This is a genomic window from Pseudoalteromonas sp. BZB3, assembly GCF_040104455.1.
Classification (GTDB): Bacteria; Pseudomonadota; Gammaproteobacteria; order Enterobacterales; family Alteromonadaceae; genus Pseudoalteromonas.
Window position 1 is genome coordinate 223,174 of record NZ_JBECOS010000011.1, and the last position, 24,343, is coordinate 247,516.

Genomic DNA, 24,343 nt, shown 5'->3' on the forward strand with positions numbered 1-24,343 from the left:
CCGTGCGGGGCCTTTTTTTATAGGCTTTTAAACATGAATAGTGAAACACCTTCAAATATAGAATCACCTTGTATCCGGCAATGCTGCTTGGATGAGAATGATGTCTGTGTTGGTTGCTTTAGAACCTTAGATGAAATTTTAAAGTGGAACTCATTGTCAGATTACGAAAAACAAGTAATTATGAATACTTGCATTGAAAGAAAAAAACAAAAAAAGGAATCAAGGTGATCACCCCAATTTACGTTGCCTTATTGGCGATATTATTTTTACTCTTAAGTTTTAAAACGATCAAAGTTAGAAAAAGATTACAAATCGGTGTTGGTACAGGTGATAACCCAGAATTGCTAAGAGCCATGCGTGTGCATGCTAATTTCTCTGAATACGTGCCAATCACTTTGATATTGATTTTGTCAGTAGAATTACTAAAAGGGCACTTTACTCTTATCCATGGTCTCGGTGCAGCATTGTTAATTGGACGAGTACTCCATGATTACGGTGTTTCTCAAACCAAAGAAAATTTAAAGTTTCGTGTATCCGGTATGTTACTCACATTCTCAACTATGCTGGTCTCGATAGTTTCAATTATTTACCTTTCAATTTTTTAACAGAAAAGCGCGTCGCGCTTTTCTTACTCTTTTCTCAAAATTTACTCTACTATTTCTATGATAAAAGCATCAAAACTATCTTGTCGTTTATTACGTATTCAGCGTTAATGAGTTCAATGTAAGTCTTTGTAAAGATGATTGTTGACAATTTTTCTCATCTATAAACTGATAATGGACATGAATTAATAGGTTCAACGATGCAAAAGAAATGCCTTGTGTTGATAGTATGTGCAGCTTTAACTGGATGTAATTCGACATTCGAATCAAATAAATTACCTCAAGACAACGTGCCGAATAATTGGTTGGTATATGAGTCTGGTGGGAAAGTCTCTGACAGCTGGCAAGAAATAAATAAAGATATGCACTTACACACGTTGATAGTGCAATCAACTTCCAATAATCGTTCAATTCGTAAAGCCCGATTAGAATTAGACATTGCAAAGCAACAACTCATTATTGCAGATGCAGACTTTTTACCAAGTCTTTCATCTAATTTCGATTACAACAAAAGGAAACAAGCAAGCCAAGATAGTGCATCATCAAGTTATGGTATTGGCTTTGATTTGAAGTATGAACTTGATGTTTGGGGAAAGCTCAGTGCCAATAGTCGTCAGGCGAATCTTAATTATCTATCAGCACTTGCTAGCTATGAACAACAGCTAATCAATTTAGTCACAAACGTATCTAAATCTTGGTTCTCTTTGGTTGAGTCAGAACAACAAATAAAATTACAAAAAGAACGAGCAGAACTCACAAAACAAAGCGTTGATATTATAGAGAAGGGTTACAGACAAGGCTTAAACAGTGCACTTGACGTGTATTTGGCAAGAACGGAATTAAATAACGAGCAAGCTAAATTAATTGAATTGCTAAACAGTAATAAGGGTTTGCAACGTGACCTCAAAACTTTATTGGCTGAGTATCCGGATGCAAATGTAATTACTGACACTGTTTTTCCAGAATTGAGCTCGCTTAATTCGCTTGGTCTGCCAAGTGAGGTGATAAAACAAAAGCCGGCCATTCAATCTGCTTGGTTCAAATTATTAGCCCAAGATGCAGCATTGGCTTATGCGCACAAACAGCGCTTCCCAAGTTTCAATTTGTCTTTGAGTATAGATTCTACGGAAGAAAAATTGTCTGATGCAATCCGGTTCGATCAAATCGGTTGGAATTTCTTAGCTGGTATTACAGCGCCAATATTTAATGCAGGTAAACTTGAGGCCAATGAAGAAAAACAAAGGCTAACCTTAAAGAGCCTTGAGCTGAGTTATTTAGAGGATGTTAATTCGACCTTTAAAGACATTGAAAACAGTTTGGCTAACGAGCAAGCGCTTATTGCCAGACTTGAGAAAGTAAAACACTCATCTGAAAACGCCAAACTTGCCGCAATATTATCTTTTGAGCAATACCAAAAAGGGCTCGTCAGTTATACAACAGTATTAGATGCGCAGAAACGTAGTTTTGATGCGCAAAGTAATTTCATTTCTCTTAATAACCAATTATTACAAAATCGTTTTTCTCTTTACCAAGCAATTGGTGGTAAATACCTAATCGATTCTCAGGAAGTACAATAATGAATGATCGTAAAACCAATTTAAAAAAGGCTGTACTACCGATAATGGTGGTTGTTATTAGTGCCATGATCATACTGTTTATCGTTAATAATAAACCAAGTAATGAAAGAGGCCGTCCTCAAGCAAGTGCAAAAATTCTTGTTGAAGGAAAAAAAATTGTAAGCCAAGACTTTCAAGTATCTATTGCCAGTTTTGGTGTTGTGAAACCACGTACTCAAAGTGTGCTTGTTTCTCAAGCCTCTGGGCAAGTCAGTTATATCAGTGACAGTTTCCGTGATGGCGGTTTTTTCGAAAAAGGTGAGATGCTAGTAAAAATTGATGAAAGGGATTACCAAGCTGAAGTCGATATCGCCAAAGCCGCATTACTCAATGCAGAACAATCTTTACTAGAAGAGCAGGCCAGAAGTAAACAAGCCCTAGCTGATTGGAAAAGACTCGGTGATGGATCAGAAGCAAACGATCTAGTTTTAAGAAAACCTCAACTAGCCGCTCAGCAAGCTAATGTTTTATCGGCCAGAGCAAAATTAGAGAAAGCAAAACTCTCACTCGAACGTACAAAAATCATTGCACCTTATGCAGGTCGAATTTTGGCTAAGAAAGTCGACGTTGGTCAGGTCGTCAATGGTAATACTCAACTTGCTGATATCTATGCGACAGATTACGTTGAAGTGCGCCTACCAATCAATAACCGTGATCTCGCTTATATAGATTTACCTGAGCAAAATCGATTTGGGCAAAGTAATGCTGTAGCCACAGAAGTGCTATTTACTTCTAACTTAATTGGTCAGCAAAAGTGGCGAGGTAAGTTAGTAAGAACAGAAAGCGCCATAGATAATAATTCTCAGCAGCTCTATGTTGTGGCTCAAATCTTATCGCCATTCGATTCAACCAAAAATGCCATCAAAATCGGCCAGTACGTCAATGCGACGATTAAAGGTAAAACGATTAACAATGCGGTTTTAATACCTAACGAAGCCATTTATCAAGGTACTTATGTTTATGTGCTGCAAAAAGGCAATTTATTAAAACGCGTTAATATTGACTACGACTGGCAAAACGAATCTGTCACTTTAGTGCAAAATGGTCTTAAACTTGGAGATACCTTGATCACAACCCCGCTTGGTCAGATTAGCTCAGGCACACCTGTTACTCTAATCGGAGAAAATAAGGGTCAGACTAAGGGGGAAAGAAAACGAGAAAGAAGAAAGAAGGAGAGTGATGCTGATAATGGAGAAAACACATGATAGCTTGGTTTACGCGAAATCATGTGGCGGCAAACCTATTAATGATTGCAATTTTATTTGCAGGTTTGTTTTCACTATCAAATAAAATTCCATTAGAGATCTTTCCATCATTTGAAACAGATCGCATCAGCATTTCAATGAGCTTACGTGGTGCATCCCCTGAAGATGTCGAGCAGGGCATTGCCATTCGCATTGAAGAGTCGGTTCAAGATTTAGAAGGGATCAAACGTATAACGTCTCGCTCCTCTGAGAATTCAGCGAGTGTGACCGTTGAAGTCGATTCTGGCTATGACCCACGAGAAATGTTGGCAGACATAAAAAGCCGTGTAGATGCAATTAATACCTTTCCTGCTGATGCAGAAAAACCGATTGTATCACTTGCCCAGCGAAGAAGAGATGTAATAAATGTCACGATTTCATCTGATTATAGTGAGCTTGAAACCAGAGAATTTGCTGAGCAAGTGAGAGATGACATATTACGTATACCTGGTGTGACACAAGTCGAGTTAGATGGGGTGCGTAATTACGAAATTGCCATCGAAATCAGTCAAGATAAACTTAGACAGTACAACTTAACTATCGCGCAGATCTCTAATTTTATTGCCAGTTCAAGTACGGATATTTCGGCAGGTAATCTTAAATCATCAGGTGGTGACATATTACTTCGCTCTAAAGGACAAGCTTATAGAAAAAACGAATTTGAAAACATCGCAATCAAAACCAACAGTGATGGTTCCATAATTCGTTTAAAAGACATTGCAATCATTCTTGATGGCTTTGAAGAGACACCGGTTAGAACACGTTTCGATGGTAAACAAGCCGCATTTATCGAGGTTTACCGTATTGGCGATCAAAGTGCCATTGATGTCTCTGATAAAGTCAAAAACTACATTAGCGATGCTCAGGCAAATCTTCCGGTAGGCTTCGAAATGAGTTATTGGGATGATGATTCTGTGATAGTCAAAAATCGAATTGCAACCTTAACGTCTAATGCCATTCAAGGGGGGATCTTAGTCCTCGCGATTCTTACATTATTTTTGCGACCTTCAATTGCATTTTGGGTATTTATAGGCATTCCGATTTCATTTATGGGCGCGTTTATCGCTATGCCGATATTTGGCATTAGCCTTAATATAATGAGTTTATTTGGTTTTATCCTTGTACTCGGGATTGTTGTTGATGATGCCATTGTGACAGGTGAAAATGTCTACACCCATCTGAAAACCTCAGAAAGCGGAGAAATGGCAGCAATTCGTGGTACACAAGAAGTGGCTACACCAGTTACATTTGGTGTGCTGACTACCGTTGCAGCTTTTTTACCTTTGGCCTTCATAGAGGGAAATAGAGGAGCGTTATTTGCTCAAATCCCCGTGGTTGTTATCCCTGTTTTATTAATGTCACTTGTTGAGTCCAAGTTCGTCTTACCTGCGCACCTTAAATATTTAAAACTAAGAAATGAGAAACAAAGCGTCAGTAAGTTCAGCTTATTTCAGCAAAGGTTTGCCGATGGTTTTGAGCTGTTTATTTTAAAGTACTACCAGCCTGTGCTCAAAAAAGCATTGAAATACAAGTTAGCGACACTGGCAGGTTTTATTGGTGTGTTTTTCGTGATACTTACGCTCATTATGACTGGTTGGACTAAGTTCATATTCTTTCCTCGTATTCCTAGCGAGACAGTCAGAGCAAATTTAACCATGCCTGCTGGTACCCCATTTGATGTGACGGCAAAATACATCGATTTAATGGCTGATAAAGCGCAAGTTCTAAAAGAAAAATATATAGATCCAGAAACAGGTGAAAGTATCGTCATCCATATACTAGCGACAACAGGTGGTAGAGGCGGCGCAAGTAATGTTGGTGGTGTGCGCTTTGAAATTACGCCACCTGAGTCTAGAAATCTAGATATAGATTCACGTCAGCTTGTTAGAGAGTGGCGTCAACTGATTGGTCTGATGCCGGGAGCTGAATCTTTCACCTTCAGAGCAGAAATCGGCCGTTCTAGCGATCCGATTGATGTGCAATTAACAGGTACGTCTTTAACTCAGTTAAAAGAAGCTGCTGAAAAGATCAAAACACATCTAGCAACTTACCCAACCATATTCGATATTTCAGATAGTCTCAGTGATGGTAAAGATGAATTAAGAGTTGAATTAACGGAGCAAGGTGAAGCTTTAGGCTTAACACGCACCGAAATCTCAAGGCAAATTAGAAGTGCTTTTTTTGGTGCGCAAGTGCAGCGCATTCAGCGTGGTAGGGATGATGTTAGAGTCATGGTGCGCTTGCCGCTTGAAGAAAGAAGCAAGCTGACAACGTTAAATGAGTTACTGATAAAAGTGCCTAATGGTGGTGTTGTACCACTAAATCATGTCGCAGAGCTTATACCAGGTCAAAGCCCTTCAACAATTTACCGTATTGATAGATACCGTACAGTGAATGTTGTGGCAGATGTCGAAAAGAATAACACCAATATGACGGTGTTACAGCAAGAATTAAAGGTCTATTTAGATAATCTGGTAGCGCAATACCCAGGTCTTAATCACTCATTAGAAGGTGAAGCGAAAGAGCAAAGAGAATCTTTTGGTTCACTTGGTTGGGCGTTAATATTTGTGTTCTTCATTATCTATGCGCTATTAGCTATTCCTTTTAAATCTTACATACAGCCACTCATTGTAATGAGCGTTATCCCATTTGGCATGATAGGCGCGGTGATAGGTCATTGGATCATGGGCATGGATTTAACCATTATGAGCTTATTGGGTATGTTGGCGCTTATCGGTGTGGTAGTAAATGACTCATTGGTGCTTGTGGATTATATCAACAAGCAAAAGCTGCAGGGGAAACACGTCGCCACTGCGGTTTTACATGCAGGCGTTGCGCGTTTTAGACCTGTAATGTTAACCAGTATCACAACATTTTTCGGTTTAATGCCTTTGTTATTTGAGCAACAAACTCAAGCACAGTTTTTGATCCCTATGGCAGTTTCACTAGGCTTCGGGATTGTATTTGCCACTTTGATCACTTTGGTGTTAGTACCAGTGAATTACATGCTTGTTGAAAGGGTTATGGGCAACAATAGCAAATAAACGGCTACTATTTAAATCTAGATAAAATTGAAAGCGAAAGTAATAAGCCCCTTTTATAGGGGCTTATGAATATTAAGCAATTTGGGCTCTGAGCTGGGCTTTTAACTGATTATTTTCAATTTCAAGTTGTTGAGCTTTAAGCGTGATCCTTAGGATGTTTTTTAACTCAAAGTTATCCCAAGGTTTAGTCAAAATGATACTTGCCACTTCATCTTCTATGGCTTTTTGACATGCATCCATATCAGAATAACCAGATAGTAAAACTCTGGCAATTTCTGGGTTTGTTCGCTTTATTTGAGTCAGTAACTCAATGCCGTCCATATTAGGCATTCTGATATCTGACAAAATAATATCGAATTCATTATCAGCTATGAGCTTGAGTGCTTCATGTGAACCATTTGCCTTACTGATTTTATAATCTTTTCTTAGTACTCGACTAATGGCGTTTAGTACTTCAGGCTCATCATCTACTAGTAATATGTGCGCCATAATAACTCCTTAGTGTTCAGATACCTGAGTATCTTCATAAATGCTAGAATAAAAAACCTAAACAGACAAACTTAGACTATGCTTAAATAACGCTTTTAAATCATGGGCACATTGTTTTATATGTCTCATGTGAGGGTATAGACGCCATGCTTTAAGCGAAAACTTCATTGAATTTAAGTAGTTTTGATTTTCACGATACATTTCCCCATATGACTCTAATAGCCAAGCATGAGCGTGCTCTTTGGTTTTTTTAGAGACTGTTTCGTGTTGACCTATTCGGTTGATGATGTCTTCAATGGCATCTAAACGTTTTTGCCTATTTGATGTTATTGAATTCGGTCTCATTAAATAGCCCATGGTGTTGTCAGCGGTATATGCAATGTCGCTGATGAGTGCAATTCTTAACCAGCAATCCCAATCGCTGGCACTTCTGAGGCTTGGATCAAAACCACCAGCTTGTAAAATAGTTGATTTTCTAACTACAACGCACGACGTACCGATGACATTAGTTGTGAGTAGAAAGTTGACTGCATTATCTAAATTAACATATTCACCTTGGCTCTTATTTCTATGTTTAGAAAACTCCGGCCAATAACCATAACAATCTATGATGTATTCATAATCCATGGTGAGATGGTCATAGTTTGTAAAAGATAATCCACAATTCGGGTTGGCTTTAAAATAATTAATTTGTTTCTCTAATTTATCTCTATACCAAAAGTCATCAGCATCTAAAAAAGCGATATATGATGCATTTGCTGCTCTAATCGCGCGATTTCTTGCAGCGATTACGCCTTGATTTGCTTGTGTGATTAAACGGAGCTGAGGGTTTCTTACCTGTTGCTTCAATAACCAGTCTACAGAACCATCTGTTGAACCATCATCGACAATAATGATTTCGCAATTAACACCTTTTTGCATCATTATAGAATCAATGGCTTTAGGTAAAAACTCTAAGCAATTGTAATTAGGAATTATCACACTGACATCAGGTTGCATAATCGTATCTCCAATTCATGTTTGCTTAGATACGGCAAGCTTTGTTCCAGCCTTTAAAGTGCCGATTTACAGTAAGATTTGTGAGATTGCGTTGCAAAATGCAAATAATTTGCAAAATTAAGATGGTTATTTGCAATTAGAGATACTTTTTAAGCGGCACAGAGATTGCGATGCCAAACCGTATCTTATGGTGGAGTTTAAAAATGAAACATATCGCAATTATGGTCCCAAGCTTTCCCGTACCATCTGAAACATTCGTAATTACAGAGATAAAAGCATTACAAAAAGCAGGTCATAAAGTATCTGTTATTACTTTTGAACAATGTGAAAACGACATTGAGTTGCCTTGTGATGTCCATGTTTTAAAGAAAACGCAGCTAATAGACACAGTGTTTAGCCTCACTGAACTGCCTTTTGCTTTAATAGTTAAAGGCATCAAGGCATCAGTCAGGCAAAGTGCAATTAGTACTACCTCTCTTTTATTCTTTGCGACGAAAGCAGCTGAAATAATAAAAGTAAATAAAATTGAGCATATGCATTGTCATTTTATGCATAACAGTCTGGCATATGGGGTTGTTGCAGCAAAACTTGCCAATATTAGTGTGTCATCAATTGGTCATGGTCATGATATCTATGTAAACAGCGCGGATTTACAAGCAAAAGTACATGAATGCGACTTTTGCGTCGCAGTATGCGAAGACATGCTTAAATTGTTACATCGATTTTCTCCTACCAAAGCAAAGTTGTTGCACTGTGGTGTAGATACTGAAATATTCCAACCCGACACACTACAAGCTAATAAAGAAATTAAACTACTTTTTTTTGGGCGTTTAGTTGAAAAAAAAGGGCTTAGTTATGCGATTAGTGCACTAGCTAATCTACCTGTTGAGATTAGACCGAAGCTAGATATTATTGGAGATGGGCCCCTTAGGAGTGCTTTAGAGTATCAAGTCGATGAAATGGGAGTCAACGACTATATTGACTTCGTAGGTGCAAAAAAACCACAAGATATAAGAAATATGGCGAAACACTATGATGGATTTCTAGCGCCATTTTGTATTGCTGAAAACGGCGACAAAGATACGGGGCCAGTCGTTCTAAAAGAAGCGATGGCAATGTCATTGCCTGTGATCACCTGTGATGTGATGGGGTGTGCTGAGATAGTCGATGACTCAGTTGGTTATCTTGTAGAAAGTCGTAACACACAAGCTTTAACACGCGCAATTAATCAATATGTACATTTAAGTAAAGAACAAAGATCTAAAATGCGTCTTGCAGCTAGAGCGCGTGTACTTGAAAGATTTGATGCATTTAAACAAGCCAAGCAACTTTCTGATTGGATACAGCAGGCTTAATCATGAGTAAGGCGACAAACATAGTCTACTACGCATTAGCGATTTTAAGCTTAAAAGGCATTAGTCTGGTTATGATGCCGATCATGACGCGCTATCTCAGTGTATCTGATTACGGTATGCTGAACTTCCTAGTCAGTATTGCCAGTATGTTGAGTATTGTTTTGTCTCTTGGTCTAAGTGAATTGCTGTATAGATTCAATCAATTTAAAAACAATTCACAGCGCTTTGGATTTTACAAATCATACTTAAAGGTTGCACTTTGTAGCGCTTGTTTGTGCTTTATATTTGCAATTTTCTTTGTAGATACTTTAATAACGCTACTTCCAACTGAAGTGTCGATAGAGGCATTAAGACTGCTATTCATAAACCTAGGGGGCAGTGTAGTTTTGTCTTTACCGCTCGCTATACTTAGGATCCATGGCAAAGCAAAAGCATTTATGTTGACCTCTGTATCACAAGGGGGACTACAAGCCTTATTAACTTTGTTACTGCTCGAAGCTGGGTATGGTGTTGTTGGCGTGATGCTTTCGGGCGCTATGGCTGTATGGTTTATTCTTTTAATTCTGGCTTGGCATTATAGAGCCTTTATAATTGCAAACGAAGATAGTGGAACAAACATAACGAATGAACATGGCCTTTATATTCTTTCTATTACCTTATCTTCTCTATTTGCTTATGGTTTAAATGGCGCGGAAAACTGGTTTTTAGTGTCGTTTCAGGGCAAAGAAACACTCGCTATGTATTTTGTTGCAACACAATTCGCGCTTGTAACTTCTATAGCATTCGAACCATTCAGATTATGGTGGTTTCCACAACGATTCAATACGTTTCAAAGTAATGAGCAAAAAGCAGCAGATATCCCACTCTATGGTTTAGCGTATGCGCTGCTCATAGTCATCACCATGATGACACTGGGACCATTTATGATTGATTTTCTGCTTCCTAATGAATATGCAGAATCTAAACAAATACTACCTTGGCTATGCGTCGTTTTCTTCATAAAAACCATATCTGAACTACTGAATCTAGGTTGTTATTACAAAAACAATGCGCAAGCAGCACCCATCATAAATGGGCTTTGTGCTTTGCTTGCCATTTTTGGCTGCTACTTGAGTTTAAAATATTATGATCTAAACATGATGCTCTATGTACTAACAGCAGTTCATACGATCCGTAGTTTGATGTTCTTAATTAGAAGCCAACTATTGGTGACCTTACCTTATAAATACAAATATTTGATTCTCATGATAAGCCTGTTAGTGGCGCAGACATTGCTAGTTTCCCACTATCAGTTGTATGCATTGATACTTTTTGCAAGCGGCTGTCTGATTGTTTTAAGTGTTGGCTTTATTCAACGTAAACAAGTAATGCATCTTCTAAGAGGCTAGCAATATGGACATAAACCAAAGTAAGAATCAAAAATTACAATATTGGTCTGCTGCCGCCATTTTGTGTATGTTGACGTATGTTTTGTACACCACGTTTGGGGTAATATCAGTTTTTGTCTTGCTGCTGTTACCCTTTGCACTTTATAGCACAATAAAAGCAAGTACAGCCTTTGTCATACTGTTTATCTTATTTAGCTATTTCAGACTCCACGAAGCATTTCCTGTTTTATATAACTTCAAAATACCAAAAATGTTGGCTCTGGCTGCCATGCTTGGCATTGTTTGGCACTTATTCATTAGCTTGAAACTCAAACCCTTTTGGCATACTTGCCATGCGATGTTTACCATTTTCTTTTTTTGGATCACCGTGTGTGTTTTTATGGCAACTAACCGAGCAGAGGCGATGTCGATGTACACGGGTACGCTATCAAAAGTATTCTTGATGGTGTTCGTTATTAGTTGGCTCATTAATACCGCAAAGCTTATGACCTATACCCGTATAGGCATAATGATCTCTGGTGCACTATTAGCCAGTGTCGCTATTTACAACAAACTAAATGGTATTGGTCTTATTGAAGGCACTCGGGTGACAATATCTCGAGAATATCGTTCACAGATCGGTGATCCAAACGACCTATCTTTAGTGTTACTTTTTCCAGTGGCATTTTTCGCTGGCGAAGTTTTTAACTCAAATAACAAACCTTTTTTTAGGTTCCTCGCATTTCTCGGCATTCTGCTTATGTGCTGGGGAATAATCGCAACGCAAAGCCGTGGAGGCTTACTGGGTATTTTAACCATCATGGGCTTCTTTATTTCAAAGAGAATTAAAAATCCAATTCTGCTAGGTAGTATTGGCGCTGTGGCTGGTTTGTTCTTATTGGCTGTCGCAGGTATAGGTGATAGACAAAGCGGCGGTGCAGCCGAAGAAGGGGTAGATGAGTCAGCCATGGGGCGTATTTACGCTTGGCAAGCAGCTATAAATATGGCACTAGCAAACCCTTTCACAGGGGTTGGTATAAATAACTTTTACGTTAATTATTTTTTCTTTAGTCCACATTGGGATGGCAAGAATCATGCAGTACACAGTACATGGTTTCAGGTTTTAGGTGAAACGGGGTTTGTTGGTCTTATACTTTTTGCGATGCTTATTGTATCTATATTTAAAAGTTTAAGACGTAGTAATTTGTACTGTAAGAGTAAAAACAAAGAATCGTTGTTTGTTAATGTTCACATCCTTCAAGCTGGACTATTTGGTTTTATGGTGTCAGGTACATTTTTAACACAAGCCTTCACTTGGCCTTTATACATAGTACTTTCGTTAACAATTGCACTAGAACGTTTATTAACGAAAGAAAACGATGACAAGAGGTAGGTTATGTACATTGCATTGAAAAATTGGGTTAAAACAGATAATTCTCAACTTGGCAAATTAGTCCGTAAACTTGTATTTGGTATTAGACATATCGAGTTTCCAGTGCTCCCTCTATTTCACAAAGGGCTTTATGCTGCCCATCGCTTTATGCAAAACTTTTTGCATTCTGCAACGCAATTCTTTTATTTTACACCCATGTTTAAATCTCGGATAAGTGGTACCAAAAAAAGGCTTTCATTGTATTGCGGTATGCCACAAATCTTTGGACCACTTGAGATTTATATTGGTGACGATGTACGCATGTCGGGAATTACAACATTTTGCGGACGTGCGGTATCTAAACAAACCCCAGAGCTACGTATTGGTAACAATGTCGATATAGGGTGGCAAAATGCAATTTCGGTTGGCAACAAAGTCATTATTGAAGACGATGTTCGTTTTGCAGGTAAAATTTTTCTAGCCGGTTTTCCTGGCCACCCCGTTGATTGTGAGCTACGCGCACAAGGTTTACCAGACACTGACGATCAAGTTGGTGACATCATAGTAAAAAAAGGTGCATGGGTTGGTACAGGCTCAACCATCATCGCTGGTGTGACAATTGGTGAGGGAGCCATTATTGCTGCTAACTCTGTTGTCACTAAGGATGTACCACCATTCACTCTAGCGGGTGGCAATCCCGCTAAAGTCATCAGAGCTTTGTAGGAGAACGTTATGCGATTTGTCGTTTTCGCTGAAGATTGGGGAAGCCACCCAAGTAGCACACAGCACCTTTTTACGCGGATTGCAAAAGAGCATGATGTCATTTGGTTTAATTCAATTGGTATGAGAAAGCCAAGTATAAATTTAAAAGACATTAATCGAATTGTTACAAAGCTTTCTTTGATGATAAAAGATAAGTTTGTTCATGCAAGCAAAGCACATGACAAAGCAAATCAAGTAGATGCATCACATTCTCCCAAAGTGCAGAACCCATTGGTGTTGCCATGGCATGATAATACACTGTGTTCAGCATTTAACTCATTCAAAATAAATCAATTAATCGATACATCAAACGAAGAGCCAATAATTTATTGGTTAAGTGTCGCCACCGCCAACAATGCAATAAAGTTAAGACCGCAAGACAAGCTTATTTATTATTGTGGTGATGATTTTTCATCCCTTGCAGGCGTTGATCACCAAATGGTTGAAGCGTTTGAAAAAGCATTAATTGAAAAAGCTGATAGGATCTTTGTGATCAGTGATAAGTTGATGCGTAAGATGCCGGCAAATAAAACACAGCTACTTGAGCATGGTGTCGATTTTAACTTATTTAATCAGCCAAAACCCAAAGCAGATGAGTTATCAGGTAAGAATAATGTCATTGGTTTTTATGGATCTATTTCAAGCTGGTTAGATATAAATTTATTAGAGTACTGTGCGAGACAAAGGCCAGAATACCAATTTGTATTGGTTGGAAAAGCTGAGGTAGATATTTCAGAACTACTTTGCTTGAATAATGTCACACATCATCAAGCAATTGACCACAAAAAACTAGCTGGTTTTTCACAGCACTGGCAAGCTTCAATTTTGCCTTTTAAAGATAATGGTCAAATTCAGTCATGCGATCCATTAAAGCTGAAAGAGTATTTAGCTGCAGGAGTGCCGATTGTGGCAACCGATTTTCCTGCAGTAAGACGATTTCAAGACGCGGTTTTAATTTCTAATTCTGCAGAAGGCTTTTTAAATCGCCTCGATATAGCCGTTGCCATAAATCATTTTCCACAAATCGCTTGGAAATCTCATTCTAGTGACTTAGTTAAACGCCATAGCTGGGATCATAAAGCCCAATTTGTTCTATCAGAGTGTAAAAATTTTCATACCAACCCACTGAATTAACGAGCATTAGTTATTAGTGGGTGGGTATGTAATACCCAGCATCTTTCAAATCCTAAATTCCTTTCTATTTTTAAAGTTGGTTCTATTCTTGCGACTGTTCATAACAAAGATATGAAATCTTTGTTTTTAAGTGACATTTTGCAAGTGGGTTTAATTTTGCTTTGCAAAATGCAAAATGGATGAATTGTATGATATTGGCACAAGCTCAAATTAAAAGACTACTGTATTTAGCGTTATACGCCGTATACGAACGCTATCAGTTAGTTTTGCTGCCATTTATCATAGTCCCAATCATTGTCATTGGCTTAAGTGCAACGGCTGAAAAGCAATATACCAATCATGCCAGTATCCTAATTGAAGAATCGGCGCTATTAAATCCTTACCTAGATGAATTGTCTTTTTCATTCGAACTATCAGAGCGTATAGATGCACTCCGTACTTTGGTGTTGAGTAGAAACAATTTAGCCGAAATTGTTGAAGAAATGCAATTAGTCCCTGTGGGCGCGCCAATAAGAGAAGTTGAGCAAATGCGTCAGAAGTTAGGCCAGGCAATTTCTATCTCAGTCGTTGGTGATGAACTTGTAAAAATAAGCTTTAAATGGAACAACCAAGCCCAAATGAAACCAATTCTCGAGCTTGTGGTTGAAAAGTTTATCGAGCGACTACTAGCACCAACTAAATCGTCTTTAGATACCTCAGAGCAATTCTTTTTAGATCAACTTGAGCTAATGAGAACAGAACTTGAAAAGTCGGAAGATCAATTAGCACAATTTAAAGCAGATAACCGAGATGCTTTACCAGAGCTGATGAGCGTGAACCAGGAAACCATGTCACGCCTTGAACAGCAAAAGCAAATGAAAACCGTGGTACTCAGTGGGGCCCAGGCCAAGTTTAATACGCTTGCAAAGAAAATGAGTAAAGCAAACCCAATTCTAGGTCATATTGAAGATAAGATTCTTCGTACTGAGGCTGAAATTGCACTTTTAAGAACACGTTATACCGATAAGCACAGCAAATTACAGGCTAAATTAAAAGAGCTTGAAAACCTAAAAGCGCATAAGCAAACCATAAGCGAAAAACATCAATCAATTGATTCAACGGACCTAGATTCGCTTTGGCAAATCGCCAATACCTTGCCGCAAGATGGAGAAAAACAAAATAACGCCTTGTTGGTCTCCCAATTATTAACGCTCGAAGAAGCCAAAAATAGCTTGGCTCAACATCAACAAGAACTGGATATGTTAGACGAGCAAATTAGACTAATTGCAGCGCGTTTAAGTAGTACCACTGACATAGATAAAAAGCTTCGCAAATTGCAACGTGATTTAGAAGTAAAACAAAATCTATATAAAGATATGTTAGAGCGTTATGAAATGTCTAAGGTCACGGGTCAGCTAGTTCGCTACGAAGGCCCTGATAAAGTTAAGACAATTGAACGTGCTTATAGCCCTAGCGTACCAATTAATAACCCATTATGGATCAGTGTCGTCCTTGGTATTGTCCTTGGGCTATTTTGTGGCATAGCACTTGTATTTGTCTATGCACTACTTGATACACGCATTAAAGACATGAAGACAGTGGCCCATCTTACAGAGCAACCAGTACTGACCGTCATGCCGATAGTTCATCAAGAGTTTGAACGAGAGATTATCATTGAAGCATCGAGGAGTTCTTATGAATAACGTACTACAGCTAATTCAGCATCCACAGATAGGTGGTTTAGAGAAGATGGTTCTTACACTGTGTCAGCAAAGTGAGTTCTCAAATAAAATGGCTTTAGTTGCCCTTGAGGGCTCAACTAATCGAGCTTTATCAGCATGGCCAGCATTAAAAGAGCTTTCTCATTTTGAATGTTTAGATAAACAACCTGGTATTTCTTACCTAACAGTAAAAAAGCTCATCAAACTCATTGACGAGTGGGGCATTGATACGATCCACAGCCATCATGTTGGTCCTTTATTTTATGGCGCTATGGTCAAAATGTACAGACCACATGTTAAACACATTCATACAATGCATGATGCTTGGTATTTAAATAACTTTAAACAGCGTTTACTAACTAGGTTAGTTCATAGCCTGACTAAAGTAACCATAGTGACAGACGCGAATGCAGTAGCATCTGAACTGACACATCAAACCTCTATTAAAGCGGATTATGTGGTGCACAACGGCATAGACACTCAGCTATTCAGACCTTTTTCCAAGTATCTTGCTCGTTGTCGCTTAGGTTTACCAAGTGGTATTAAACTGGTTGGCTGTGCTGCAAGAGTCGAGAAGGGGAAAGGCCATATAGCCCTAATTGATAGCCTTAAATCTTTGCCAGATCACGTTCACCTTGTTTTTGCGGGAGACGGCAGTCAACGTGAGTTTTACACCAAATACGGTATAGAAAAGTCACTACAAGATAGAATTCATTGGCTCGGTAAAGTCGATGCTATGCCGCTGTTTTATTCCGCCATTGATGTGTTTTGTTTATTTTCAGAGCGAGAAGGGCTTCCACTTACCTTGCTTGAAGCGATGGCCTGTAATATTCCAGTTATTGCTTCTGATGTCGGTGGCGTTAAAGAAATTGTGAGCAAACAAAGTGGTATTTTACTAAACGTAAATATGGCCCATTGTTTGCCAGATGTTATACAGAGAGGTTTGTCGTTACAAAACGGCACAAAGGTCAGAGCACATGCTTTAGAGCTTGGTTGTTCGAAAAAAATGACAAAACGTTATGACTACTTATATCAAAGCATAAAAAGCTAGGAGTAAGTTATGAATACCATGGATATCATTCTTATCATCTGTATTGGCTTAGTGATCTATCACCATGGGGTGTACCCTTTGGCAATCAATGTTGTTGCAAAATACAAACAGCGTCGCAATTTGCAAAGCGATTGTATTAAGGCGTATCAGCCAAAAATTGCTGTGTTCATGGCAGCTCATAATGAGCAAGTATATATTTATGACAAACTCATCAATATCGCCAGTCAAATTTACCCAAATGAAAAAATTGCCATTCATCTTGTGCTTGATGGTTGTACTGATGACACACTCGCATGCGCAACCCCAGCACTCGATAGACTGGCTGAACAAAATATATTTTGTCACATCGATGTGTTTGATGAGAATAAAGGCAAGTTAAACGCAATTAATCATCTCATTAACTTGTACAGCAGTGATTATGATGTGGTGCTGTTTTCAGATGTGAGCGCTATGCTAAGTATAAATGCTTTTCAAGAAGTCGCTTGCAAGATGGCTGATAAGAAAGTTGCAGTAGTATCAGGCTTATATCAAGTGTATGACCAAGCTAACAATGAACAGAGCGGCTACTGGGCACTGCAAAATAAAACACGGTTAGATGAAAGTATTTTTGGTGCTGTGAATGGTGTCTCGGGCTCTTTGCTTGCCATTAAAAGTCATTTAGTCAAACCTCTCGATGAAGGCACCATTAATGACGACTTCATTCAAGCGGTTCAAGCAGTAGATAAAGAACACGTGATTGCAATATCAGAAGACATCAACATGGTTGAGATGGAAGAAGATGCGTTAGACAAAGACTATTCACGCCGTGTGCGTATTTGTGCAGGAAACTGGCAACAACTTGGCTTACTAGTTAAGAAGTTCGGGTCTTTTAACCTGTGGCAAAAACTTATTTTTACGTCTAGTAAGGGACTAAGAGGCGTCATGCCAATTTGTATCGCTGTACTTTATATTTCTTTATTCAATCAGGCTGTAATAGTAGGCGGTTTATATTCGGTTGCAGCAACTGGGTTACTAATAACTAACTTAATTGGTTTAGCTAAAATCCATGGACTGTTCAGTTTTAAGATTCCTGTAATCGATTCTGTAAATTATATGTTGTTTAGTTATCTAGTTGGTTTATACGGAATCGTACAATTTCATAAAGGTGTCTATAAACAAAGTTGGTCTCGTGTGCCTATTAAAATTAACTCAGACCAAAAACGCATCTTAATTACAAAGCGAATTATCGATGTGATTGGCGCTTCAGTTGGTCTGCTATTAACTGCACCTATTCTGTTGCTTGTAGCCATTGCCATTAAGCTAGATTCAAAAGGGGGCATCATCTACAAACAACTAAGAGTTGGCAAGTCAACAGACACCTTCGTAAGCTTAATTTACGTTTATAAGTTGAGAAGTATGTATATTGATGCAGAAGCGCGCAGTGGCGCTATATGGGCTTCTGATAACGATCCTAGGATCACACGTGTGGGTCGTTTTTTAAGAAAAACACGTTTAGATGAATTACCACAATTATGGAATGTATTAAAAGGTGAAATGTCTTTAATCGGTCCGCGTCCTGAACGTCCAGCATTTTATAAAAACTTAGAAGAAAACGTACCTTACTTCACACACCGTACTTATCAATTAAAACCGGGGATTTCGGGTTTAGCGCAAGTAATGAACGGCTATGATGAAAATATTGAAGGTGTAAGAAGAAAAATAGCCTGGGATTATGCTTATGCGTTGTCATTGTCTAGCTTTTCATCTTGGTACAGAACAGAGATGAGCATTTTAGTTAAAACCATTCAAGTCGTGCTTATGGGGAAAGGGAAGTAATCTATATAAATTGTCGCTTTGATATAAATCCAAGCCAAGTTCTAATTTGGCTTTTTTCCTTTCGGTTAAGCCTTTCGCGTATATCCAATTTTTAATTCCCAAGTGACTCGCATTTTGCAATTTTTTGCAGTTTAACCTATTGCAATTTGCGAAAACTAAAATCCACCGCCTTCAAAAGGTCATTTATCTCAATGGTTTAAAGTATGGCATTCAACTTGATAGTTAAAGTTAAACCTAACGAGAGGATAACTATCATGTATCAGCAACTACCAACAGAAGTAATCGACGACAAAATCATTGTAGAGCTACCAAATGACTTTTCAGGTATGTCTGTAGACAGATATAGAGAACAATTTGATTCACTTGCGAATACACATAAGGAGAACATTGTACTAAATTTCAATAAGACAGAGTTTATTGATTCATCAGGTATTGGTGCAATGGTGTTCTTATTCAAGCGGATTGAGCAACGTGGCGTGAATATGCAATTGCTGAAAGTAAACGGTCAACCAAGAAAATTAATGACCTTACTAAGAGTAGACTTAACCATTGATTTTATTGATGAGTAGATAAAATTAAAACCAGGAGAGTTGCTATGAGATGGATGTATATTTTACTAATGCTGATAGTAGTTACGGGCTGTAGTACTTGGCCCGAACAAGGCAAAGGTGGTTGGGCTGAAGAGTATCATCCTGACAATGAGACAAATAGCGAAACCTGGTATGCATCAGCACCGATGCACATTGCAAACGAATATGAACATATTCAAATGAAATTAGATTGGTTGAAAGTACGTGGTATCAATAGATGTATGCCTGCACAAGTATATCAAGCTGAAATGTTATCTAATCGAATAAAGCGTATGCTTGCAGCTGAAATGTACTCAGATGCACAGGCTGACTTAAGAATTTTTTATCATCAACTGAATTTATTACAAAACCACTTTGAACGTGTCTTGAAGCTGACTGGGTGTGCTATGGCAAAAAACGACACGAGTAAAGGCGATTCACTCAAAATAATAAAGCAAATCAAATCACTACTGAACAGTGACAATCAATTTGCATTTGATAGTTTCGAAGTGACACCAAAATACATGAAAAGGCTTACCCAAGCCGCTGATCTATTGAAACTAGTTCCTGAAATTGAGTTACTTCTTGTAGGTCATACAGATAAGAAGGGCATTGACTCTGATAATTATGAGCTAGCCTTTAAGCGGGCAGAAAAAGTAAAGCATTGGTTAAGTGTTTATGGTGTTAATCCTGCAACCATTACAACTGTAACGCAAGGGAGTCTTTCCCCTTACAGCGAAAGCGATAACAACGCGGTAAGCCGCCATTCAGATAGACGTGTAAATGCTTATATTCTCAATGCTGAATCACAAATCGATGCAGAAACTCAGCTAAAACCACTTACATCGTGGACGGATGAGCTGACTAAGGAGCGCAGTGATGATAAAAATTAATCTAAACAGCCTGATACCTTTTTTGCTTTTAATCATCGCTTCGAGCATTTCTTTGCCTTCTTCTGCAGAAGTAGCATCCTCAACGGAAGGTAAAGCAACCATGATAGAAGTCGGCAATAAACTATTTTTAAATATGCCAAACGAAGAAGATTTCGCTGATGTATTTGAGGTGGATAAAAAAGGCCAAATCAATGTGCCTGAAATTGGCAAGGTGACAGTGGCAGGTAAAACCATTCAACGAGTCGAAAATGAAATTAAATTGCAGTTGAGCGGAGTATACAAAGGTCTTGAGCAGTTTTATGTAGAGATAAGAGCAAGAGACTTACTCGTTACAGTTTTAGGTTATGTCAATGAGCCGTCTCAAGTGAGTATTCCTGAAGATGGCAACATACAGATGGTTATATCACAAGCAGGAGGACTGAAACCTGGTGCTCAACTAAATAAACTTCAGATCCGACGTGGTGACGAAAGTATTAGTTTTGATTACAAGGCTTACCTTGATAGTGGTGACCCAAACAAACTTCCAGCGCTTAGATCAGGTGATATTGTCTTTGTACCAGTCTCACCGCTGCTTGGTAATGTACAAATTGATTTCGACGCCCAGACGCTATCTGCATCAGGAGATGCTGAAGGCAATGAAAAAGCCGTGACGCTGTTTGGTGAGTTACATAGCCCCGGCAGTTTTTCTTACAAAGAAGATATGAATATTATTGATGCACTAATGCGTGCAGAAGGGGTAACGCGCTATGCAGATGTAACAAAGATCCGTCTTATACGTAACGGCGAGCCTGAAATATTCGATTTGAAACAGTATTTAGACTCGGGCGAAGAATCTTTACTACCCAGAATAGAAGGTGGTACCACAATTTATGTGCCGATTATGGTTGAAGATGTGAATACCACAGCAAGAACCGTTTATATTATGGGCGAAGTTCAAAAGCCAGGCGCCTATGAGTCGACCGATAAAATTGGTTTTTTAGATATTCTAGCTAATGCAGGTGGCCCTACTCGTTTTGCTGAAACACGACAAATTCGAATTTTGAAGCCAACTGGTGAAAGCATTTATTTTGATTTGCAATCATACAGCGATGGCGTAGCGACTTCTCCAATCCCACCGATTAATCCAGGTGATGTGGTATTTGTTCCAGAAAAAACAGATATCAATGAAAAAAGCTGGCTTAAAGTTCCGCCTCAACGTGCAGTAAAAGTAATGGGGGCGGTTAATAGTCCTGGCCGTTATGAATGGAGTGACGAAATGGATTTCACGGATTTATTTGCTCACGCTGGTGGTCCAACTAAAGGGGCTAATGTCAACGATATTAAGATTTTTAGAGCCGGTGAAGTTTTACAGCGTTTTAGTATGGACGATTATGTAAACAGTCCAGATGGTAGTTATCCGCTACCTAGCATTCAAGCGGGTGATACAATTATCGTTGAAGAATTACCGCACGACCCTAAAGACAATAAATCTCAATGGGTAAGACAAGATCCAGATACTTCAATTTATGTAATGGGACAAGTTGGTGCCCCTGGCCGATATGCATTTGATGAGTCACTGCATTTCATTGATATTTTATCTGCAGCTGATGGGCCAAACAGTAATGCTGATATTAGAAATATACGCATTACGCACCGAAATGGCTATGAAGCCAGAGTGAGTAAACTTGACCTAGCACTTTATTTTGAGACTGGAGACGAAACGCTCTTTCCGAAAGTACTCCCTGGAGACACAATTTATATTCCTGAAAAATCGAGAGATTGGTTAAGTAGAAAGAAAGAAAATGTCGTTCGCGTGATGGGGGCGATAAAAACTCCCGGGCGTTATTCGTTTGATGATTCTATGACTTTACTTGATTTATTAGCTGAAGCTGGTGGACCGACAGGAAGTGCTTTGATAGAAAACATTGTTGTGATAAATCACTCTTGCTGTAAAGAGCAGGCAAGACGTTTCGACCTTGAAGAGTTTATACGTGAACCTAATTCAATGCGCATTCCGGTTTTACGTGCAGGTGATACCGTATATATACCTGATCAAGGACAAGATTTTGGACAAAGAGCGAAAAGTTCAATTGTAGATTTCTTAACAATACTTGCGTTGGCGGTGGGTCTATGAAGTTAATTCCTACAGAATATCAAGAAGTTGAAGCTGTCTATAGAAGTATTGTAGACAGAAAAGCTAAGTGCTTATGTGTTTTTTCTCCAGTGGGAGAAGAGGGAACAAGTTCAATTTCGGTTTGCCTAGCAAGAAGACTACAAACCATCGACAAGAAAGTGTTATTAGTTGACTTAAACTCTTACAACCCAATGTCATTTGATTGGTTAGAAGAGCAGATGGACGACCAAGGTTGGAGTTTTGATGATATAAGCTGTCAGCTTTACACAAAACCTTTAAAGCAATTTGACTTTCTAACGGTTAAAGAGTTGAAAGAAGACGCACAAGTAAGAGAGTTTGGTATTTTAAAACAAGCGATTTTAATGCTTGAGCAGGAGTTCACTTATATCATCTTTGATATGCCACCTTTAATGCAAAATAATCGACAAAATATTCCGCTTCATGTTATTTCAAGTGCAACAGATATGGCGATTTTGAATGTGGCACTTGGCATTAACAATGAAGAACAAGTTCAAGTCAGTGTAGATAAAATTAAAAAAGCCAATTTCAAACATATTGAAGTCGTCGTGAGCCAGTTTGCTCTACCTCCGTTAGGCCCGCGCTTAATTGAAAGTGTTGAGCATAGATTAAGTCGTTTTCCTTGGCTCAAAGTAAAATTAATCACCACGATTAAGAAACAAAAGTGGTTATTTGAAGCGGTATGAGGTGACTATGTCGACACTATTTTATAGAAGGTTCAATTTAGTCTGGCCTGCAATTCAGTCTGTTAGAGAAATATTGCATCATTATCTTAAGCAGATGAAGGTATCTAACGAAGATATCGATAATACCGGTCTTGTATTAACAGAGTATTTATCGAATTTAATACGTCATTCAGAAGGTGAGGATGGTGTAATGACCCTAGTAATAGACAATATTAAAGGGGGCGTTGCCCTAAAAGTTATTGATAATACTAAATTTTTTGCTGAGTTTGCTCAAGAAGAACAAAACGATCGAAGTGCAGTGATTAACGATGGGCAGTTAAGAGAAGGCGGTATGGGCTTGGCACTGATCAATCACTATTTCCCACAATATCAATACTATGAAGAGTCAGAGCAAAACCATTTCAGAATTACACTATCCAGCACTTCAGATAAAACCAAAGTTGTCATTATCGAGGACGAACTATCAACTTTAAAATTAATCGAATGCTATCTAAAAGGTGATTATGACGTGTATGCATTCGATTGTGAATATAAAGCACACTCTTTTATTTTAAAGCATGAAGTTGATTTATTGCTAATAGATTTGAATTTAAATCAGATGTTGGCTACTAAGTTCATTGAACAGATAAACCGTTACCAGCATTTAGCCAACCTTGGGATTATCGTTATGTCTGTTGACGATGCGATTGATACTATTAAACAAACAGTTTTGGTTGGTATAGACGATTATGTAGTTAAACCGCTCAACAAAGAAGACATTCAACTTATTTGTGAACGTGTTCTAAGGCGAAAAAAAGATACACTTAGATCAAAAGTTAAAAACGCATACAATAATAATTTAATAGAGTTAGATACCCATAAATATTTGTCTGTGTTTGGCAGTGCAACACACGAAAGAAGTGGTGATTTTGTGCTAAATTACAGCAACAAAGAAGCAGGTGCACACTTTGTATTTTTGGTCGATGTTATGGGTCATGGTGAAGCTGCTGCAAACACTGCAAGTGAATTAAAAGGCTTTATTTTTGGCTTAGTAAAGAACTCAGGTGATTTATCGAGTATGGTGAATGATCTGAATGACGCAGTAATTAACGGAATTTGTATTAATAAAGATAAAATTTTCACTTTGCTGGGGTTAAAATTTGTCGAGGACACGCTTGAATACATCAATATCGGTCAACCTAGTTTTTTACTCATTGATAAACAAAACAACTCTGTAATGTCATTAGAGTCGAGCGAGCCTATCATAGGGTTAAATCCTTCATATCAATACAACTCAAAATCTTTGATTTTACCCGCATCAGCTTACATTGTTGCTTTTACTGATGGTCTTCACGAGAATAGCGATAAATTTAGTGCATCAGATCAGTTTATTAAAAATAAACTGAGAGAGATGAGTTTTCAAAGCACTGAATTTCAAACACAACTTTGGCAAAAATGCCTACCTGATTTAACAAAAGAGATTGACGATTCAACGTTACTGGTTCTTAATAAAGTATAGGAAATGATTTTGCAAT

At 38.3% G+C, this 24,343-nt stretch carries 20 protein-coding genes; 18 read left to right on the top strand and 2 right to left on the bottom strand.

Going from position 1 to position 24,343, the window contains the following annotated elements:
* Positions 1 to 33: 33 nt before the first annotated feature.
* From ABMY35_RS13300 to ABMY35_RS13320, 5 genes are all read left to right on the top strand, one after another.
* Positions 34 to 228 carry a DUF1289 domain-containing protein gene (locus ABMY35_RS13300; RefSeq protein WP_349286627.1) on the top strand — a complete coding sequence of 65 codons (195 nt, stop codon included), beginning with the start codon at positions 34 to 36 and terminating at the stop codon, positions 226 to 228.
* Entirely contained in the window at positions 225 to 605 is a 381-nt protein-coding gene (locus ABMY35_RS13305; RefSeq protein WP_349286628.1) for an MAPEG family protein, read from the top strand. Before ABMY35_RS13300 ends, ABMY35_RS13305 begins: the two co-directional genes overlap by 4 nt.
* 197 nt (positions 606 to 802) lie before the next feature.
* Complete coding sequence (locus ABMY35_RS13310) at positions 803 to 2,179, top strand: TolC family protein (RefSeq protein WP_349286629.1); 1,377 nt, start codon at positions 803 to 805, stop codon at positions 2,177 to 2,179.
* Complete coding sequence (locus ABMY35_RS13315; protein WP_349286630.1) at positions 2,179 to 3,423, top strand: efflux RND transporter periplasmic adaptor subunit; 1,245 nt, start codon at positions 2,179 to 2,181, stop codon at positions 3,421 to 3,423. Before ABMY35_RS13310 ends, ABMY35_RS13315 begins: the two co-directional genes overlap by 1 nt.
* Positions 3,420 to 6,506, top strand: coding sequence for an efflux RND transporter permease subunit (locus ABMY35_RS13320; protein WP_349286631.1), 3,087 nt, complete (start codon positions 3,420 to 3,422; stop codon positions 6,504 to 6,506). The genes ABMY35_RS13315 and ABMY35_RS13320 overlap by 4 nt, the downstream gene beginning before the upstream one ends.
* 72 nt (positions 6,507 to 6,578) lie before the next feature.
* Here ABMY35_RS13320 and ABMY35_RS13325 read toward each other — a convergent pair whose 3' ends face one another.
* Positions 6,579 to 6,995 carry a response regulator gene (locus ABMY35_RS13325; protein ID WP_349286632.1) on the bottom strand — a complete coding sequence of 139 codons (417 nt, stop codon included), beginning with the start codon at positions 6,993 to 6,995 and terminating at the stop codon, positions 6,579 to 6,581.
* Between the two features lie 57 nt (positions 6,996 to 7,052).
* Positions 7,053 to 7,994, bottom strand: coding sequence for a glycosyltransferase family A protein (locus ABMY35_RS13330; RefSeq protein ID WP_349286633.1), 942 nt, complete (start codon positions 7,992 to 7,994; stop codon positions 7,053 to 7,055).
* A 203-nt stretch (positions 7,995 to 8,197) separates the two neighbouring features.
* Here ABMY35_RS13330 and ABMY35_RS13335 point away from each other — a divergent pair, with 203 nt between their 5' ends.
* From ABMY35_RS13335 to ABMY35_RS13395, 13 genes are all read left to right on the top strand, one after another.
* Positions 8,198 to 9,349, top strand: coding sequence for a glycosyltransferase (locus tag ABMY35_RS13335; RefSeq protein WP_349286634.1), 1,152 nt, complete (start codon positions 8,198 to 8,200; stop codon positions 9,347 to 9,349).
* Positions 9,350 to 9,351: 2 nt separating this feature from the next.
* Positions 9,352 to 10,737 carry an oligosaccharide flippase family protein gene (locus ABMY35_RS13340; RefSeq protein WP_349286635.1) on the top strand — a complete coding sequence of 462 codons (1,386 nt, stop codon included), beginning with the start codon at positions 9,352 to 9,354 and terminating at the stop codon, positions 10,735 to 10,737.
* A 67-nt stretch (positions 10,738 to 10,804) separates the two neighbouring features.
* Complete coding sequence (locus ABMY35_RS13345; protein ID WP_349286690.1) at positions 10,805 to 12,109, top strand: O-antigen ligase family protein; 1,305 nt, start codon at positions 10,805 to 10,807, stop codon at positions 12,107 to 12,109.
* Between the two features lie 3 nt (positions 12,110 to 12,112).
* Complete coding sequence (locus ABMY35_RS13350) at positions 12,113 to 12,811, top strand: acyltransferase (protein ID WP_349286636.1); 699 nt, start codon at positions 12,113 to 12,115, stop codon at positions 12,809 to 12,811.
* A 9-nt stretch (positions 12,812 to 12,820) separates the two neighbouring features.
* Positions 12,821 to 13,984: a glycosyltransferase family 1 protein gene (locus ABMY35_RS13355; protein WP_349286637.1), complete on the top strand. Its 1,164-nt coding sequence runs from the start codon at positions 12,821 to 12,823 to the stop codon at positions 13,982 to 13,984.
* 188 nt (positions 13,985 to 14,172) lie between these two features.
* A complete protein-coding gene (locus ABMY35_RS13360) occupies positions 14,173 to 15,666 on the top strand; it encodes a GNVR domain-containing protein (protein ID WP_349286638.1) in 1,494 nt (497 codons plus the stop codon).
* Positions 15,659 to 16,735, top strand: coding sequence for a glycosyltransferase (locus tag ABMY35_RS13365; protein ID WP_349286639.1), 1,077 nt, complete (start codon positions 15,659 to 15,661; stop codon positions 16,733 to 16,735). Before ABMY35_RS13360 ends, ABMY35_RS13365 begins: the two co-directional genes overlap by 8 nt.
* Before the next feature lie 9 nt (positions 16,736 to 16,744).
* The gene (locus tag ABMY35_RS13370) at positions 16,745 to 18,550 is read left to right on the top strand and encodes a sugar transferase (protein ID WP_349286640.1); all 1,806 of its coding nucleotides are present in this window, start codon (positions 16,745 to 16,747) and stop codon (positions 18,548 to 18,550) included.
* Positions 18,551 to 18,804: 254 nt separating this feature from the next.
* Complete coding sequence (locus ABMY35_RS13375) at positions 18,805 to 19,119, top strand: STAS domain-containing protein (RefSeq protein WP_349286641.1); 315 nt, start codon at positions 18,805 to 18,807, stop codon at positions 19,117 to 19,119.
* A gap of 26 nt (positions 19,120 to 19,145) precedes the next feature.
* Positions 19,146 to 20,012 carry an OmpA family protein gene (locus tag ABMY35_RS13380; RefSeq protein WP_349286642.1) on the top strand — a complete coding sequence of 289 codons (867 nt, stop codon included), beginning with the start codon at positions 19,146 to 19,148 and terminating at the stop codon, positions 20,010 to 20,012.
* The gene (locus tag ABMY35_RS13385; protein ID WP_349286643.1) at positions 19,999 to 22,125 is read left to right on the top strand and encodes an SLBB domain-containing protein; all 2,127 of its coding nucleotides are present in this window, start codon (positions 19,999 to 20,001) and stop codon (positions 22,123 to 22,125) included. Before ABMY35_RS13380 ends, ABMY35_RS13385 begins: the two co-directional genes overlap by 14 nt.
* Complete coding sequence (locus ABMY35_RS13390) at positions 22,122 to 22,829, top strand: cellulose synthase operon protein YhjQ/BcsQ (RefSeq protein WP_349286644.1); 708 nt, start codon at positions 22,122 to 22,124, stop codon at positions 22,827 to 22,829. Before ABMY35_RS13385 ends, ABMY35_RS13390 begins: the two co-directional genes overlap by 4 nt.
* 7 nt (positions 22,830 to 22,836) lie before the next feature.
* Positions 22,837 to 24,327: a SpoIIE family protein phosphatase gene (locus ABMY35_RS13395; RefSeq protein WP_349286645.1), complete on the top strand. Its 1,491-nt coding sequence runs from the start codon at positions 22,837 to 22,839 to the stop codon at positions 24,325 to 24,327.
* The last annotated feature ends 16 nt before the right edge of the window (positions 24,328 to 24,343 follow it).

Bases quoted from the DNA above. Each gene is read 5' to 3' on its own strand.
- ABMY35_RS13340 (WP_349286635.1), top strand. From the start codon at position 9,352: ATGAGTAAGGCGACAAACATAGTCTACTACGCATTAGCGATTTTAAGC.
- ABMY35_RS13370 (WP_349286640.1), top strand. From the start codon at position 16,745: ATGAATACCATGGATATCATTCTTATCATCTGTATTGGCTTAGTGATC.
- ABMY35_RS13360 (WP_349286638.1), top strand. From the start codon at position 14,173: ATGATATTGGCACAAGCTCAAATTAAAAGACTACTGTATTTAGCGTTA.
- ABMY35_RS13375 (WP_349286641.1), top strand. From the start codon at position 18,805: ATGTATCAGCAACTACCAACAGAAGTAATCGACGACAAAATCATTGTA.
- ABMY35_RS13390 (WP_349286644.1), top strand. From the start codon at position 22,122: ATGAAGTTAATTCCTACAGAATATCAAGAAGTTGAAGCTGTCTATAGA.
- ABMY35_RS13320 (WP_349286631.1), top strand. From the start codon at position 3,420: ATGATAGCTTGGTTTACGCGAAATCATGTGGCGGCAAACCTATTAATG.
- ABMY35_RS13380 (WP_349286642.1), top strand. From the start codon at position 19,146: ATGAGATGGATGTATATTTTACTAATGCTGATAGTAGTTACGGGCTGT.
- ABMY35_RS13325 (WP_349286632.1), bottom strand. From the start codon at position 6,995: ATGGCGCACATATTACTAGTAGATGATGAGCCTGAAGTACTAAACGCC.
- ABMY35_RS13345 (WP_349286690.1), top strand. From the start codon at position 10,805: ATGTTGACGTATGTTTTGTACACCACGTTTGGGGTAATATCAGTTTTT.
- ABMY35_RS13395 (WP_349286645.1), top strand. From the start codon at position 22,837: ATGTCGACACTATTTTATAGAAGGTTCAATTTAGTCTGGCCTGCAATT.
- ABMY35_RS13310 (WP_349286629.1), top strand. From the start codon at position 803: ATGCAAAAGAAATGCCTTGTGTTGATAGTATGTGCAGCTTTAACTGGA.
- ABMY35_RS13315 (WP_349286630.1), top strand. From the start codon at position 2,179: ATGAATGATCGTAAAACCAATTTAAAAAAGGCTGTACTACCGATAATG.
- ABMY35_RS13335 (WP_349286634.1), top strand. From the start codon at position 8,198: ATGAAACATATCGCAATTATGGTCCCAAGCTTTCCCGTACCATCTGAA.
- ABMY35_RS13350 (WP_349286636.1), top strand. From the start codon at position 12,113: ATGTACATTGCATTGAAAAATTGGGTTAAAACAGATAATTCTCAACTT.
- ABMY35_RS13300 (WP_349286627.1), top strand. From the start codon at position 34: ATGAATAGTGAAACACCTTCAAATATAGAATCACCTTGTATCCGGCAA.
- ABMY35_RS13330 (WP_349286633.1), bottom strand. From the start codon at position 7,994: ATGCAACCTGATGTCAGTGTGATAATTCCTAATTACAATTGCTTAGAG.
- ABMY35_RS13385 (WP_349286643.1), top strand. From the start codon at position 19,999: ATGATAAAAATTAATCTAAACAGCCTGATACCTTTTTTGCTTTTAATC.
- ABMY35_RS13365 (WP_349286639.1), top strand. From the start codon at position 15,659: ATGAATAACGTACTACAGCTAATTCAGCATCCACAGATAGGTGGTTTA.
- ABMY35_RS13355 (WP_349286637.1), top strand. From the start codon at position 12,821: ATGCGATTTGTCGTTTTCGCTGAAGATTGGGGAAGCCACCCAAGTAGC.